The sequence below is a fragment of the Streptomyces sp. NPDC026500 genome, from assembly GCF_055567635.1.
The window spans coordinates 462,461-477,758 of record NZ_JBVHQB010000003.1 but is presented as its reverse complement, the minus strand read 5'-3'; the positions used below and the strand labels follow the sequence as shown (position 1 = coordinate 477,758).

General features: G+C 69.3%; 13 protein-coding genes. 11 read left to right on the top strand and 2 right to left on the bottom strand.

Translation table 11 applies throughout. The features are described 5' to 3' along the window. The first annotated feature begins 29 nt into the window (after positions 1-29). The gene (locus tag ACZ4N5_RS07915) at positions 30-1,433 is read left to right on the top strand and encodes a glycoside hydrolase family 16 protein (protein WP_467756224.1); all 1,404 of its coding nucleotides are present in this window, start codon (positions 30-32) and stop codon (positions 1,431-1,433) included. Positions 1,434-1,621: 188 nt separating this feature from the next. Here ACZ4N5_RS07915 and ACZ4N5_RS07910 read toward each other — a convergent pair whose 3' ends face one another. Beyond that, positions 1,622-2,530 carry a helix-turn-helix domain-containing protein gene (locus tag ACZ4N5_RS07910; RefSeq protein ID WP_467756223.1) on the bottom strand — a complete coding sequence of 303 codons (909 nt, stop codon included), beginning with the start codon at positions 2,528-2,530 and terminating at the stop codon, positions 1,622-1,624. 146 nt (positions 2,531-2,676) lie between these two features. Here ACZ4N5_RS07910 and tkt point away from each other — a divergent pair, with 146 nt between their 5' ends. From tkt to ACZ4N5_RS07875, 7 genes are all read left to right on the top strand, one after another. Further along, positions 2,677-4,752, top strand: a complete 2,076-nt coding sequence (gene tkt / locus ACZ4N5_RS07905) for a transketolase (protein WP_467756222.1) — start codon at positions 2,677-2,679, stop codon at positions 4,750-4,752. Between the two features lie 19 nt (positions 4,753-4,771). Further along, positions 4,772-5,941, top strand: coding sequence for a transaldolase (tal, locus tag ACZ4N5_RS07900; RefSeq protein WP_467756221.1), 1,170 nt, complete (start codon positions 4,772-4,774; stop codon positions 5,939-5,941). Further along, entirely contained in the window at positions 5,938-7,596 is a 1,659-nt protein-coding gene (zwf, locus tag ACZ4N5_RS07895; protein WP_467756220.1) for a glucose-6-phosphate dehydrogenase, read from the top strand. Before tal ends, zwf begins: the two co-directional genes overlap by 4 nt. Further along, positions 7,593-8,528: a glucose-6-phosphate dehydrogenase assembly protein OpcA gene (gene opcA, locus ACZ4N5_RS07890; protein ID WP_467756219.1), complete on the top strand. Its 936-nt coding sequence runs from the start codon at positions 7,593-7,595 to the stop codon at positions 8,526-8,528. Before zwf ends, opcA begins: the two co-directional genes overlap by 4 nt. Further along, positions 8,521-10,167, top strand: coding sequence for a glucose-6-phosphate isomerase (gene pgi, locus ACZ4N5_RS07885; RefSeq protein ID WP_467756218.1), 1,647 nt, complete (start codon positions 8,521-8,523; stop codon positions 10,165-10,167). Before opcA ends, pgi begins: the two co-directional genes overlap by 8 nt. A gap of 155 nt (positions 10,168-10,322) precedes the next feature. After that, the gene (gene gnd, locus ACZ4N5_RS07880; RefSeq protein WP_467756320.1) at positions 10,323-11,225 is read left to right on the top strand and encodes a phosphogluconate dehydrogenase (NAD(+)-dependent, decarboxylating); all 903 of its coding nucleotides are present in this window, start codon (positions 10,323-10,325) and stop codon (positions 11,223-11,225) included. Between the two features lie 7 nt (positions 11,226-11,232). Beyond that, the gene (locus ACZ4N5_RS07875; RefSeq protein ID WP_467756217.1) at positions 11,233-11,844 is read left to right on the top strand and encodes a histidine phosphatase family protein; all 612 of its coding nucleotides are present in this window, start codon (positions 11,233-11,235) and stop codon (positions 11,842-11,844) included. Between the two features lie 134 nt (positions 11,845-11,978). Here the strand turns inward: ACZ4N5_RS07875 and ACZ4N5_RS07870 are convergent, their stop codons facing one another. Next, positions 11,979-13,193: an RNA-guided endonuclease InsQ/TnpB family protein gene (locus tag ACZ4N5_RS07870; RefSeq protein WP_467756216.1), complete on the bottom strand. Its 1,215-nt coding sequence runs from the start codon at positions 13,191-13,193 to the stop codon at positions 11,979-11,981. A gap of 100 nt (positions 13,194-13,293) precedes the next feature. Between ACZ4N5_RS07870 and tnpA the strand changes: the two genes are divergently transcribed. The 3 genes from tnpA to ACZ4N5_RS07855 all read left to right on the top strand — a co-directional run bounded on the left by tnpA (position 13,294) and on the right by ACZ4N5_RS07855 (position 15,206). Next, entirely contained in the window at positions 13,294-13,671 is a 378-nt protein-coding gene (tnpA, locus tag ACZ4N5_RS07865; RefSeq protein ID WP_467756319.1) for an IS200/IS605 family transposase, read from the top strand. A 103-nt stretch (positions 13,672-13,774) separates the two neighbouring features. Further along, entirely contained in the window at positions 13,775-14,230 is a 456-nt protein-coding gene (locus ACZ4N5_RS07860; protein ID WP_467756215.1) for a tellurite resistance TerB family protein, read from the top strand. A 310-nt stretch (positions 14,231-14,540) separates the two neighbouring features. Beyond that, complete coding sequence (locus ACZ4N5_RS07855) at positions 14,541-15,206, top strand: TetR/AcrR family transcriptional regulator (protein WP_467756214.1); 666 nt, start codon at positions 14,541-14,543, stop codon at positions 15,204-15,206. Positions 15,207-15,298: the final 92 nt, after the last annotated feature.

Genomic DNA, 15,298 nt, shown 5'->3' with positions numbered 1-15,298 from the left:
CCCCACACTCCGTACGCGAAGAGGCACCCATGAGTGAAACTTCCGGCACACCCAGACGCGGCTCCGTCCGGCGCGTGCTCATCGCCGTGTTCAGCACGCTGAGCCTGGCGGCCGTCGCCGCCACCGCGGCCACCCTGCCCGCGAACGCGTCCGCCCCCACACCCCCCACCGGCTGGTCCCAGGTCTTCCTCGACGACTTCAACGGGGCCGCCGGAAGTGGCGTCAACACCGCCAACTGGCAGTACACGACGGGCACCAGCTACCCCGGCGGGCCCGCCAACTTCGGTACCGGCGAGGTCGAGACGATGACCTCCAGCACCAACAACGTCGCCCTGGACGGCAGCGGCAATCTGCTGATCACCCCGCGCCGCGACGCCTCGGGCAACTGGACCTCGGGTCGCATCGAGACAACGCGCACCGACTTCCAGCCGCCCGCCGGGGGCAAGCTCCGCATCGAGTCGCGGCTGCAGATGCCGAACGTGACCGGCGCCGCCGCCAAGGGCTACTGGCCCGCCTTCTGGGCGCTGGGCGCGCCCTACCGCGGCAACTACCAGAACTGGCCGGGCGTCGGCGAACTGGACATCATGGAGAACGTCCAGGGCCTCAACACCGAGTGGGCCACGATGCACTGCGGCACCAACCCGGGTGGCCCGTGCAACGAGACCAGCGGCATCGGCAACAACACCCCCTGCACCGGGACGACGTGCCAGGCCGGCTTCCACACGTACGCGATGGAGTGGGACAAGTCGACGAGCCCCGAGGAGATCCGCTTCTACCTCGACGGCGTCAACTTCCACACGGTGAAGGCGAACCAGGTCGACGCGACCACCTGGGCGAACGCCACCAACCACGGCTACTTCATGATCCTGAACGTCGCGATGGGCGGCGGTTTCCCGGGCGCCTTCGGCGGCGGTCCGGACAGCGGCACGGTGCCCGGCCACCCGCTCGTCGTCGACTACGTGCAGGTGCTCCAGTCCGCCGGCGGTGGCGGTGGCGGCACCACTCCGCCGCCCACCGGCAACCGTGACGCGTACAGCGCCATTCAGGCGGAGTCGTACGACGGGCAGGCGGGCGTCGGCACCGAGACCACCACGGACACCGGTGGCGGCCAGAACATCGCCTCGCTCGCGAACGGCGACTACGCGCTCTACAAGGGCGTCAACTTCGGCTCCGCGGCGGCCACCCAGTTCTACGGCCGGGTCGCGAGCGGCGCGGCGAGCGGGGTCAGCGGCCTGGTCGAGGTGCGCCTCGACAGCCGTACGAGCACTCCGGTCGGCAGCTTCGCGCTCGGCAACACCGGTGGCTGGCAGTCCTGGAGGACCGTGCCCGCGAACATGAGCTCCGTCACCGGAACCCACGACGTCTATCTGACCTTCACCAGCGGCCAGCCCGCGGACTTCGTGAACGTCAACTGGTTCGACTTCGGGCACTGAGCCCCGGGCCGCCGGGATTCCGGCGGCCGGGACCTCGACGGCCGCGCCTTCGGCCGCCGACAGGCGAACCGACGGATGATCACCCCAGGCCCGACCGGGCAGCCACCCGGCACCGGACGGCGGTGATCCACGGCCGTCCGGCCGGCCGGACAGCTGATCGAGGGGCGGACCCACGAGGTCCGCCCCTCTCAGCGCAGTTCGGCCCGGAAGGCCACCGGGGTCGCCCCCGTGTGCTGGTGGAAGAACTTCGAGAAGTTGGCCGCGTCCGGGAAGCCGACGGCGACCCCGATGCGTCCGATCGGCATGTCCGTGTGGGCGAGGAGCCGCTTGGCCTCCAGGACCACCCGCTTGTCGATGAACCCCTTCGGTGTCTCACCGGTGGCGGCGCGCACCGCGCGGACCAGGGTGCGGCGCGAGTATCCGAGGGTGTCGGCGTATGCGCTGACGCTGTGGTTGACGGCGAAGTCCTTCTCGACCGCGTCCCGGAAGCGGGTGAAGGTGGTGTCCGTGTGCTCGCGGGCCGCCTCGGCGGAGCTCGCCGCGAGATGCGCTAGGCGCAGCAGGAACGCCGTGAGCGAGTGCCGCAGCACCGAGGTGTGCAGGCTGAGCGGCAGCGTGGTCGTGTCGACGTACTCGCGCTCCAGCTGGGCGAGCGAGTACTCCAGGGCGGCCAGCCGGCCCGCATCCGGGCGCAGCAGCGGAGGCAGGTCGTAGCGGTAGAGGCCGGTCGCCTCGACGGTCGCGCGGGGAAGGAAGCCGGGCTGCATGGTCAGCACGGTGCCGCGGTAGCGGTCGGTGCTGGAGAAGCGGTGCACCTGGCCGGGCCGGATCCACAGGATGTCGCCCGCGCGGGCCTCGTACTCGGCGAAGTCGATCATGTGCCGGACGGGGCCCTCGTGGAAGAGCATCACGACGTGGAAGTCGATGCGGTGCACGCGTTCCAGTGGAGCGTCCGCGTGCCAGGTGCGCCCGGTCCCCATCGCACCGACCTGCATGCCCACGCCGGACAGGCTCAGATCGGCCGGGAACGGAAACGTCCTGATCCCGTCCTGGCCGCCATCGCTCCCGGTGCCGCCTTGGGTGGTTCTGTCTGCCATGTCCTTCTCGCGTCGGCTCGCCACGACCCTGCGTGTCCCACTTTCACCGAAGGCTGACACACGGGCACCTTCCCCAGCAAAAGTCTGACTTTTAGGTTTGAACGCAGAGACCCAGTCAGCGCCCATCCCGTGAGGACTTCTTGAAGATGAGTACGCAGAGCTCCGACGGAGTCACCTGGACCGAGCTCGACCGCCGCGCCGTCGACACCGCCCGCATTCTGGCCGCCGACGCCGTGCAGAAGGTCGGCAACGGTCACCCCGGAACCGCGATGAGTCTGGCCCCGGCGGCGTACACGCTCTTTCAGAAGGTGATGCGTCACGACCCTGCCGATCCGGAGTGGACCGGCCGCGACCGCTTCGTCCTCTCCCCCGGCCACACCTCGCTGACCCTCTACACGCAGCTCTTCCTGTCAGGCTATGAACTCGGACTCGACGATCTGAAGGCGTTCCGCACCCACGGGTCCAAGACGCCCGGTCACCCCGAGTACGGGCACACCGCGGGCGTGGAGACGACGACAGGGCCGCTCGGCCAGGGTGCCGCCAACGCGGTGGGCATGGCGATGGCCGCCCGCTACGAACGCGGCCTCTTCGACCCCGAGGCCCCCGCGGGCGAGTCCCCCTTCGACCACACCATCTGGGCGATCGTCTCCGACGGCGACCTGGAGGAGGGCATCTCCGCCGAGGCCTCCTCGCTCGCGGGCCACCAGAAGCTCGGCAACCTCGTCTTCCTCTACGACGACAACCACATCTCCATCGAGGGCGACACGGCGACCGCCTTCTCCGAGGACGTGCTCAAGCGCTACGAGGCGTACGGCTGGCACGTGCAGCGGATCGAGCCCGCGCTCGGCGGCGACATCGACGTCCACGCGCTGCACGCGGCGCTCGAGGCGGCGCGGGCCGAGACCGGGCGCCCCTCCATCATCGCGATGCGCACGATCATCGCCTGGCCCGCCCCGAACGCGCAGAACACCGAGGCCTCGCACGGCTCGGCGCTGGGCGCCGAGGAGATCGCCGCCACCAAGCGGATCCTGGGCTTCGACCCGGAGCAGACGTTCCAGGTCGACGCCGAGGTGCTGGCCCACGCCCGCCAGGCCCTCGACCGGGGCGCCGAGGCGCACGCCGCCTGGGACAAGCAGATCGGCGCGTGGCGCGCCGAGCGGCCCGAGAACGCGAAGCTCTTCGACCGGATCGTCGCCGGCCAGCTGCCCGAGGGCTGGGAGACCGCGCTGCCGGTGTTCGAGGAGGGCACGTCCGTCGCCACCCGCGCCGCCTCCGGCAAGGTCCTCCAGGCGCTCGGCGCCGTACTCCCCGAACTGTGGGGCGGCTCGGCCGACCTGGCCGGCTCGAACAACACCACGATCGACAGGACGTCCTCCTTCCTCCCCGAGGGCAACCCGCTGCCGGAGGCCGACCCGTACGGCCGCACCGTGCACTTCGGTATCCGCGAGCACTCGATGGCCGCGGAGATGAACGGCATCGCGCTGCACGGCAACACCCGTATCTACGGCGGCACCTTCCTGGTGTTCTCCGACTACATGCGCAACGCCGTCCGGCTGTCCGCGCTGATGCAGCTCCCGGTGACGTACGTCTGGACGCACGACTCGATCGGCCTCGGCGAGGACGGCCCGACGCACCAGCCGGTCGAGCACCTCGCCTCGCTGCGCGCCATCCCCGGCCTGAACATCGTCCGCCCGGCCGACGCCAACGAGACGGCGATCGCCTGGGCCGAGATCCTCAGGCGGCACGCCACGAACCCGGCCCCGCACGGTCTCGCGCTCACCCGTCAGGGCGTCCCGACCTACGCGGCCAACTCCGAGGCGGCGCGCGGCGGTTACGTGCTGCTGGAATCCTCCACCGGAACCCCGGACGTCGTCCTGATCGCGACCGGCTCGGAGGTGCAGCTCGCCGTCGCTGCGCGCGAGCAGCTCGAAGCCGAAGGTGTGGGTACCCGCGTGGTGTCGATGCCGTCCGTCGAGTGGTTCGAGGAGCAGTCCGCGGAGTACCGGGCGAGCGTCCTTCCGCCGTCCGTGAAGGCCCGCGTGGCGGTCGAGGCCGGGATCGGTCTGACCTGGTACCGGTACGTCGGCGACGCGGGACGCATCGTTTCGCTGGAGCACTTCGGCGCCTCCGCCGACGCCGGGACACTGTTCGCCGAGTTCGGCTTCACCGCCGAGAACGTCGCCGCCGCCGCGCGGGAATCCATTGCCGCCCTGCGCGGTTGATCCGTTCGCACGAAGGAAGATGATCACTGTGACCGAAGCGACCGCGACCGCGGCAACCCTGAAGCGCCTCTCCGACGAAGGCGTCTCCATCTGGCTCGACGACCTCTCCCGCAAGCGGATCGCGTCCGGCAATCTGGCCGAACTCGTCGCCACCCGCCATGTGGTGGGCGTGACCACCAACCCGTCCATCTTCCAGGCCGCCATCGGCTCCGGCGAGGGATACGAGCAGCAGCTGGCCGACCTCGCCGTGCGCGGGGTGACGGTCGACGAGGCCGTCCGCATGATGACGACCGCGGACGTGCGCGCCGCCGCCGACATCCTGCGCCCGGTGTTCGAGGCGACCGGCGGCCGCGACGGCCGCGTCTCCATCGAGGTCGACCCCCGGCTGGCCCACCGCACGGCCGCGACGATCGCCGAGGCCAGGCAGCTCTCCTGGCTGGTCGACCGCCCGAACGTGATGATCAAGATCCCGGCGACGAAGGCCGGCCTCCCGGCGATCACCGAGGTCATCGGCCTCGGCATCAGCGTCAACGTCACGCTGATCTTCTCCCTGGAGCGCTACCGCGCGGTCATGGACGCCTATCTTGCGGGCCTGGAGCGGGCGCAGGCCGCAGGCATCGACCTCGCCGGCATCCACTCCGTCGCCTCCTTCTTCGTCTCCCGGGTCGACAGCGAGATCGACAAGCGGCTCGCGAAGATCGGCACGGACGAGGCCCTCGCGCTCAAGGGCAGGGCGGCCCTCGCCAACGCGCGACTCGCCTACGAGGCGTACGAGGGCGTGTTCGGCTCCGCCGACGGCTCGGCGGAAGGCGGCGCCCGCTGGACGGCCCTCGCGTCCTCCGGAGCCCAGAAGCAGCGTCCCCTGTGGGCCTCCACAGGCGTCAAGGACCCCGCGTACAAGGACACCCTGTACGTCGACGAACTGGTCGCACCGGGCACGGTCAACACCATGCCCGAGGGGACGCTGAACGCCACCGCCGACCACGGCGACATCCACGGCGATGCGGTGACCGGCGGCTACGACCGGGCCCGTACCGATCTGGCCGCGGTCGAAGCGCTCGGGATCTCCTACGACGAGGTCGTCGGGCAGCTGGAGGACGAGGGCGTCTCGAAGTTCGAGGCGGCCTGGGAAGATCTTCTCGACGCGGTGGCGACCTCGCTGCGCGGCAAGGGAGTTGAGGGGGAATGACCAAGGGTGAGGCGCTTTCCGACGGCAACCCGCAGGGTGCGGCCACCGCGCCGCAGGGATCGGGTGACGCGGCCGTGGAACCGGGCGGTCTGACGCCCGAGGCCCTCGCCGGGGCGCTCGGCGTCCCGGCACCCGACTGGGACAACCCGCTGCGCGACCCGCGCGACCGCCGGCTCCCCCGGATCGCGGGCCCCTCCGGTCTGGTCATCTTCGGTGTCACCGGCGACCTGTCCCGCAAGAAGCTGATGCCGGCCGTGTACGACCTCGCCAACCGCGGTCTGCTGCCGCCGGGCTTCTCGCTCCTCGGGTTCGCCCGTCGTGAGTGGGAGGACCAGGACTTCGCGCAGGTGGTGCACGACTCGGTGCGCGAGCACGCGCGGACCGAGTTCCGCGAGGAGGTCTGGCAGCAGCTCGCCGAAGGCATGCGGTTCATCCCGGGCGACTTCGACGACGACGCGGCGTTCAAGCAACTGCGCGCGTCCGTCGAGGAGCTGGATGCCTCCCGGGGCACCAGCGGCAACTACGCCTTCTACCTCTCCGTACCGCCGAAGTTCTTCCCGAAGGTCGTCCAGCAGCTCAAGAAGCACGGGCTGGCCGACGCTCCGCAGGGTTCCTGGCGGCGCGCCGTCATCGAGAAGCCGTTCGGCCACGACCTGGCGAGCGCGCGCGAGCTGAACAGAATCGTGCACGACGTGTTCGACCCGGACCAGGTGTTCCGTATCGACCACTACCTCGGCAAGGAGACCGTCCAGAACATCCTGGCGCTCCGCTTCGCCAATCAGATGTACGAGCCCGTCTGGAACCGGTCGTACGTCGACCACGTCCAGATCACGATGGCCGAGGACATCGGTATCGGCGGCCGGGCCGGTTACTACGACGGCATCGGCTCCGCCCGGGACGTGATCCAGAATCACCTCCTCCAGCTGATGGCGCTGACCGCCATGGAGGAGCCGGCCGCCTTCGACGCCGAGTCGCTGCTCGCCGAGAAGCTCAAGGTCCTCAAGGCGGTCAAGCTGCCGGAGAACCTGGGCGAGCACACCGTGCGCGGCCAGTACGCGGCGAGCTGGCAGGGCGGCGAGAGGGTGCGCGGCTACCTCCAGGAGGACGGCATCGACCCCCGGTCGACGACCGACACCTACGCGGCCGTCAAACTCCAGGTGGACAACCGCCGTTGGGCGGGCGTCCCGTTCTACCTCAGGACGGGCAAGCGCCTCGGCCGACGGGTCACGGAGATCGCGGTGGTCTTCCAGCGCGCCCCGCACTCCCCGTTCGACTCCACGGCCACCGAGGAACTCGGCGCCAACGCGATCGTCATCCGCGTCCAGCCCGACGAGGGCATGACGGTGCGCTTCGGATCCAAGGTGCCGGGTACCTCGATGGAGATCCGGGACGTCACCATGGACTTCGCGTACGGCGAGTCGTTCACCGAGTCCAGCCCGGAGGCGTACGAGCGGCTGATCCTGGATGTCCTGCTCGGCGACGCCAATCTCTTCCCCCGTCACCAGGAGGTGGAAGAGTCCTGGAAGATCCTCGACCCGATCGAGGGGTACTGGGACGCGCACGGCAAGCCCGCGCAGTACCCCTCGGGCGGTTGGGGCCCGAAGGAAGCCGACGAGATGCTCGCACGAGACGAACGGAGCTGGCGCAGGCCATGAAGATCGACCTGACCGACACCACGGCAAGCAAGATCAACAAGGCACTCGTACGGGGGCGCCGTGCCATCGGCACCCCCGCCGTGGGCATGGTCCTGACGATGGTCATCGTCACCGACGAGGAGAACGCGTACGACGCGCTCAAGGCGGCCGAGGAGGCCTCCCGCGAACACCCCTCGCGCACCCTGGTGGTCATCAGGCGTGTCGTCCGCACCCCGCGCGACCGCACCAACTCCCGCCTGGACGCCGAGGTGCGCGTCGGCTCCGACGCGGGCACCGGCGAGACGGTCGTCCTGCGCACGTACGGCGATGTCACCGACCACGCCGACTCGGTGGTCCTGCCACTGCTGCTGCCGGACGCCCCGGTCGTCGTCTGGTGGCCGGTGGACGCGCCCGACACCCCGGTCAAGGACCCGCTGGGCGCCCTCGCGCAGCGCCGGATCACCGACATGTACGCCGTCGAGGCCCCGCTCGAGGCGCTCGACGCCCGCGCCGCGTCCTACGCGCCGGGCGACACCGACCTGGCGTGGACCCGGTTGACGCCGTGGCGCTCGATGCTGGCGGCGGCCCTCGACCAGGCCCGTACGAAGGTGATCTCGGCGACCGTCGAGAGCGAGGCGCAGAACCCGAGCGCCGAACTGCTGGCCCGCTGGCTGGAGGCCCGCCTCCAGGTCAAGACCGAACGCGTCGTCACCGCGGGCCCCGTGGTGACCGCCGTCCGGCTCGGCACGGACAACGGCGAGATCGTGATCGACCGCCCCGAAGGCCCGCTGGCGACGCTGTCCCTGCCCGGTCAGCCCTCCCGCACCCTCGCGCTGAAGGTGCGCTCCACCTCCGAACTGATCGCCGAGGAACTGCGGCGCCTCGACGCGGACGAGATGTACGCCATCGCCCTGCGCGGCGAGGCCCCCAAGGAGACCCCCCGTCATGTCTGACTACCCCAAGCCCACCCGGCGTCCCGAGTGGGTGGCCCTGGAGGACCACCGCGCGACCGCGCTGCTCCACCCGCGGCTGCGTGAGCTGTTCGCCGCCGACCCGGCCCGCGCCGAGCGCTATGTCGTGCAGGTCGGCGACCTGCGGATCGACTACTCCAAGCATCTGATCACCGACGAGACGCTGGCTCTGCTCCAGGAACTGGCCACCGCCACCGATGTGTTCGGGCTGCGGGACGCGATGTTCCGGGGCGAGAAGATCAATGTGACCGAGGACCGGGCGGTGCTGCACACCGCGCTGCGGGCGCCGCGGGACGCGGTCGTCGAGGTCGACGGGGAGAACGTGGTGCCGGCCGTGCTCGCGGTCCTCGACAGGATGGCGGGCTTCGCGGAGCGGATCCGCTCGGGCGAGTGGACCGGGCACACCGGCAAGCGCATCAAGAACGTCGTCAACATCGGCATCGGCGGCTCGGACCTCGGTCCGGCGATGGCGTACGAGGTGCTGCGCTCGTTCACGGACCGCTCGCTGACCGTGCGGTTCGTGTCGAACGTGGACGGCGCGGATCTGCACGAGGCCGTGCGGGACCTGGACCCGGCGGAGACGCTGTTCATCGTCGCATCCAAGACGTTCACCACGATCGAGACGATCAGCAACGCCACCTCCGCGCGCGCCTGGCTGCTGGCGGGGCTCGGTGAGGAGAAGGCGGTGGCGCGGCACTTCGTGGCGCTGTCGACGAACGCCGAGAAGGTCTCCGACTTCGGGATCGACACGGCCAACATGTTCGAGTTCTGGGACTGGGTCGGCGGACGCTACTCCTACGACTCGGCGATCGGCCTCTCGCTGATGATCGCGATCGGCCCGGACAGGTTCCGCGAGATGCTCGACGGTTTCCACCTGGTCGACGAGCACTTCCGTACCGCTCCGGCGGAGGCGAACGCGCCTTTGCTGCTCGGTCTGTTGGGTGTCTGGTACGGCAACTTCCATGACGCGCAGTCGCACGCCGTGCTGCCGTACTCGCACTACCTGTCCAAGTTCACCGCCTATCTCCAGCAGCTCGACATGGAGTCCAACGGCAAGTCCGTGGACCGTGACGGCCGTCCGGTCGAGTGGCAGACCGGCCCGGTGGTGTGGGGCACGCCCGGCACCAACGGCCAGCACGCCTACTACCAGTTGATCCACCAGGGCACGAAGCTGATCCCCGCCGACTTCATCGGCTTCGTCAACCCGGTGGATGAGCTGAGCGACGAACTGGCGGCGCAGCACGACCTGTTGATGGCGAACTTCTTCGCCCAGACGCAGGCGCTGGCCTTCGGCAAGACCCCCGACGAGGTACGCGCCGAGGGGGTGCCCGAGGAGCTGGTGCCGCACAAGACGTTCGAGGGCAACCACCCCACGACCACCATCCTCGCGGGCGAGTTGACCCCCTCGGTCCTCGGCCAGCTGATCGCCCTCTACGAACACAAGGTGTTCGTCCAGGGCGCGATCTGGAACATCGACTCCTTCGACCAGTGGGGCGTCGAACTCGGCAAGGTGCTCGCCAAGCGTGTGGAACCAGCGCTGACCGAGGGCGCCGACGTGAGAGGCCTCGACCCCTCCACCGCCGCCCTCGTGGCCGCGTATCGCACTCTCCGAAAGAATTGAATCCTCACCCTTGCGAACAAGGGTGATTCGTGGCTCACACAGCCCGGCGGAACAACATTCCGCCGGGTCTTAAACGATCAACGCCAGCCGGGTCGAAACCTGCCCGGCAACATGCCCGGTTCTCGCATGTCGAGGCACGTAATCTACATCACACTCTGGAGCCCCACAAAGTGAACAACATGCAGCTCGGACTCATCGGTCTCGGCAAGATGGGTGGCAACATGCGCGAGCGGATACGCCGCGCGGGGCACACCGTCATAGGCTACGACCGCAATCCGGACGTCGCCGACGTGCACAGCCTCGCCGAACTCGTGGGCAAGCTCGAAGGCCCGCGCGTGGTCTGGGTGATGGTGCCGGCCGGCGCCCCCACCCAGTCCGTCATCGACGAACTCGGCGACCTGCTGGAGGCCGGCGACACGGTCGTGGACGGCGGCAACTCCCGCTGGACCGACGACGAGAAGCACGCCGAGGAGCTGGCGGCCAAGGGCATCGGCTTCGTCGACGCCGGCGTCTCGGGCGGCGTGTGGGGCCTGGAGAACGGCTACGCGCTGATGGTCGGCGGCGACGCCGAGAACATCGAGAAGGTGCGGCCGGTCTTCGACGCGCTCAAGCCGGAGGGCGACTTCGGCTTCGTGCACGCCGGCAAGGTGGGCGCGGGCCACTTCTCCAAGATGGTCCACAACGGCATCGAGTACGCCATGATGCAGGCCTACGCCGAGGGCTGGGAGCTCCTGGAGAAGGTCGACTCGGTCACCGACGTGCGTGAGGTGTTCCGCTCCTGGCAGGAGGGCACCGTCATCCGCTCCTGGCTGCTCGACCTCGCGGTCAACGCCCTGGACGGCGACGAACACCTGGACAAGCTGCGCGGCTACGCGGAGGACTCCGGCGAGGGCCGCTGGACCGTCGAGGCGGCCATCGACAACGCCGTTCCGCTGCCCGCCATCACCGCGTCCCTCTTCGCGCGCTTCGCGTCCCGCCAGGACGACTCGCCGCAGATGAAGATGATCGCGGCGCTGCGCAACCAGTTCGGCGGCCACGCCGTCGAGTCGGCGAAGTAGGACGGACATGGGCGATCTCATCCTGGTCCGCCACGGAGAGACCGAGTGGACCCTGACGGGACAGCACACCAGCTGGACCGATCTTCCGCTCACCGGGCACGGCGAGGAGCAGGCCAAGTCCCTTGCGCCGTTCTTCGCCGGGCACTCCTTCGCCCAGGTCCTCACCAGTCCCCTCGACCGTGCGGTACGGACCGCCGAGCTCGCGGGGCTGTCCGGCGCGCGGATCGATCCCGATCTGCACGAGTGGGACTACGGCGGCTACGAGGGAATCACCACCATCGCCATCCACCGGGCCCGGCCCGACTGGGTGCTGTGGAACGACGGAGTGCCGCCCGGCCCGGACGGCCACCCCGGAGAGTCGCCTCGCGAAGTGGGGGTGCGCGCCGACCGGGTGCTCTCCCGGGTGGACGCCGCGCTCTGCAACCACCCCGGCGATGTGGTGCTGGTGGCGCACGCGCACTTCCTGCGTGTCCTCACGGCCCGCCGGCTGGGCCTGCCGGCCGAGTCGGGGCGACTGTTCCAGCTCTCGACCGGGACCGTCAGTCGGCTCTCCACCGAGCACGGCGATCCGGTGATCGCCACGTGGAACGAATCGGGAACTTCCGCCGCGGTCCGCTAGTTTCTACCGTGCTGTAGAAGCCGAAGAGGTTTCCGGTCCGTGGAAACCGAAGAGGTTTCCGGTCCGCCCGCTCGGGCGGACCGGACTCTTGACTACGTGTGACTCCTCCTCCGGCTGAAGCCGGGGGCTTCTCGTTACGCCGGGTCGGCGTCGCGACGGACCAGCCCGGCCCGTAGAACGTTGGTGGCTGCCACGGTGTCGGCGTGCGCAATATGTCCGCAGGCGACGCAGTGGAACTTTTCTCGGGTGGGCCGGTTCTCCTTGGCGGTGTGCCCGCATTCGGGGCAGGTGCGGGAGGTGTTGCGGGGGTCCACGGCGATCACTTCTCGTCCGGCGCTCTCAGCCTTGGCGTGCAGGATCGTCAGGAACACCCCCCAACCGGCATCGGCGATCGACTTGTTGAGCCCAGCCTTGGCGGCAGCCCCGTTGGGCAGGAAGGTGCCCGGCCGGCCGGGGTCGGGCCTGGATGCGGGGGCCCTGTTCATGTTGCGGATCTTGAGGTCTTCGTGCGCGATGAAGTCGTGTGCGCGGACCAGGTCGAGGGCGCTCTTGTGTGCGTGGTCGAGGCGCTGGCGGCGTACCTTGCCGTGGAGTTGGGCAACCTTGTCCACCGCGCGCCGGTGGTTGCCGGTGCGGTCCTTGGCCTTGCAGCGGGGGAACCTGGACAGGGCCTGCTGTGCGGCTTGGAGCTTCGCAGTTGCACGGCGGCCGTGGCGCGGGTTGGGCACGAAGGCGCCGTTGGAGTCGGCGAGGAAGTTCGCGATGCCCAGGTCGATCCCGAGCACGCTGCCGGTCGTGGGCAGCGGCTGCGGCTGGTCCTGTTCGGCGGTGAGCACGACGAACCACTTACGGCCCTCGCGCTTGACCGCCACCGTCTTGACCCTGCCGGCCACCGGGCGGTGCTGGTTGACCTTGACATGGCCGACGCCCTGGAAGCGGACCCGGGTGACCGGGTCGTGCGGGGTGGAGTCCCAGCGGCAGCCGTCCCCGTCCTTCGGGAACTCCACCGTGTCGAACCAGTTCACCCCACGAAAGCGAGGGTAACCGGGCGTCTGCCCAGCCTTGACGCGGCGGAAGAACGCCTGCATCGCCTTGTCCAGGCGGCGCAAGGTGGTCTGCTGCGAGGAGAACGACCAGCGGCCCTGGCGCTCAGGGTCGAACGCCCGGATCTCCTTGAGCTGCGCGGACTGCATCCCGTACCTGACGGTGCTCTTCGAGGCGTGCCGGTAGGCGTCACGGCGTTCCTGCAAGGCCCCGTTGTAGAGGGAGCAGTGGTCCCGCAGCATCTCGCCCAGCGCCTGACCCTGGCGGACGGTGGGCCGCAGGAGGAATTTGTACGCACGGATCATCCAGCCCACCCCCTCTGGTCGAGTTCGCTCGATCCTACTATCTTGGTGTATCTCACTCCATCAAGAACCAGATCCTCATATGAAATGAGGAAATTACGCAATCCGCCACCTGCACGCCCACTTGGTGCTCGTCACGAAGTACCGGCGGGAGATCTTCAACGGCGAGATGCTGACGCGCTGCGAGGAGATCATGCGCGATGTGTGCGAGAGCTTCGGCGCGGAACTGCGGGAGTTCAACGACGAAGGCGATCACGTCCACCTGCTCGTGCGCTACCCGCCGAAGATCGCCCTGTCCAAGCTCGTCAACGGCCTCAAAGGCGTCAGCTCCCGCTACCTGCGCGCGGAGTACACCGGCCGGATCAACCGGATCGGGACCGGCTCGGTGTTCTGGTCCCCGTCCTACTTCGCGGGGTCCTGCGGCGGCGCACCGCTGAGCATTGTCAAGGACTACATCGAGAACCAGAAGCGCCCGGCATGACCGTCACCGCACAAGCGCAGTGATCTCCGGCGCTTCGCGCCTCCGGCCGAGGATCGCATTCCCGCCCGGCCTGAAAGCCGGGATTCCCTGCGAAGAACAAGGGATGGCTCTGTGGGACCGCATCAAGGAGTCCGCGTCGACGATGCAGACCCAGCTCGTGGCGAAGAAGAACGATCTGAAGAGCGGCGCGTTCCGTGACGCGAGCATGGCGATGTGCGCGCTCGTCGCCGCGGCGGACGGCTCGATCGACCCGTCCGAGCGGCAGCGGGTGGCCCAGCTCATCGCCACGAACGAGGTGCTGCAGAACTTCGACGCCATTGACCTCCAGCGCCGCTTCGACGAGAACCTGAACAAGCTGACCGTCGACTTCGCCTTCGGCAAGGTCAGTGTCCTCCAGGAGATCGCCAAGGCGAAGAAGAAGCCCGCCGAAGCGCGCGCCGTCATCCAGATCGGCATCGTCATCGGCGGCGCCGACGGCGACTTCGACAAGACCGAGCAGGCCGTCGTGCGGGAGGCGTGCTTCACGCTCGAGCTGTCGCCGCACGAGTTCGACCTGTAGGGCTGCGACTCCGGGTCCTCCCGCTGGCCGGGCCCCGGCGCACCAGGTCTCCGACCCGCTCGACACCTCCGGTGAGGCGGGCGGGCCGGCCCGGTGGCCGGGGCTCCGGCGCGTCCGAGGACGCCAGGTCGTCGTAGTAGTTCGCGGGCATCGCCGGCGGACGGCCGCCCGCCGCGCGAAAGCGCCTGGCGGCGTCGGTCACGTCGTCGGTGGCGAGGGCGACGTACGGAGAGGGAGCCTGGGCGACCCCACGTCGCCGCGCCCTGCTTCTAGAATCGCGGGCACCGACCGTCTCGCCCGAAGGAACCCGATGACCAGCGTCGAAGAACCGGCACGACCTGGGGGGCGCATCCGCGACGCCGCCCGCACCAAGGCCGAGATTCTCGACGTGGCGACCCAGGAGTTCTCCCGCGCCGGATTCGCGGGCGCCCGGGTCGACGAGATCGCCGCCCGCACCAGCACCACCAAGCGGATGATCTACTACTACTTCGGCGGCAAGGAGCGGCTCTTCACAGCGGTCCTGGAACGCGCCTACTCGGCGATCCGGCAGGCCGAGCAGGAGTTGGACGTCGAGCACCTGGACCCGGTCGCGGCCATCCGCCGGCTCGCCGAGCTGACGTTCGACCACCATGAGGCGCACCCCGACTTCATCCGCCTGGTGACCATCGAGAACATCCACGAGGCCGAACACATCGTCACCTCCGAGGAGCTGGACAGCATCGGCTCGCCCGCGCTCGACGTGATCGGCCGGATCCTGGCGACCGGCCGGAAGTCAGGCCTGTTCACCGCCGACGTCGACGCCGTGGACCTGCACGCGATGATCAGCGCGTTCTGCTTCTTCCGGGTCTCCAACCGCCATACGTTCGGCGCCCTGTTCGGCCGCGATCTGATCGCACCGGACCAGCGGGAGCACTATCGGGCGATGCTCGGCGACATGGTCATCGCCTATCTGACGGCGGACCGCGCGGCAAACTGAGCACGGGAAGAGCTTTCGGTGGGACCCATTTGCCCCCACCGGCGCTGGTCCGTGCGCCCAAACGGCTCGAACACCTCCGTCGCGAAAGTCTC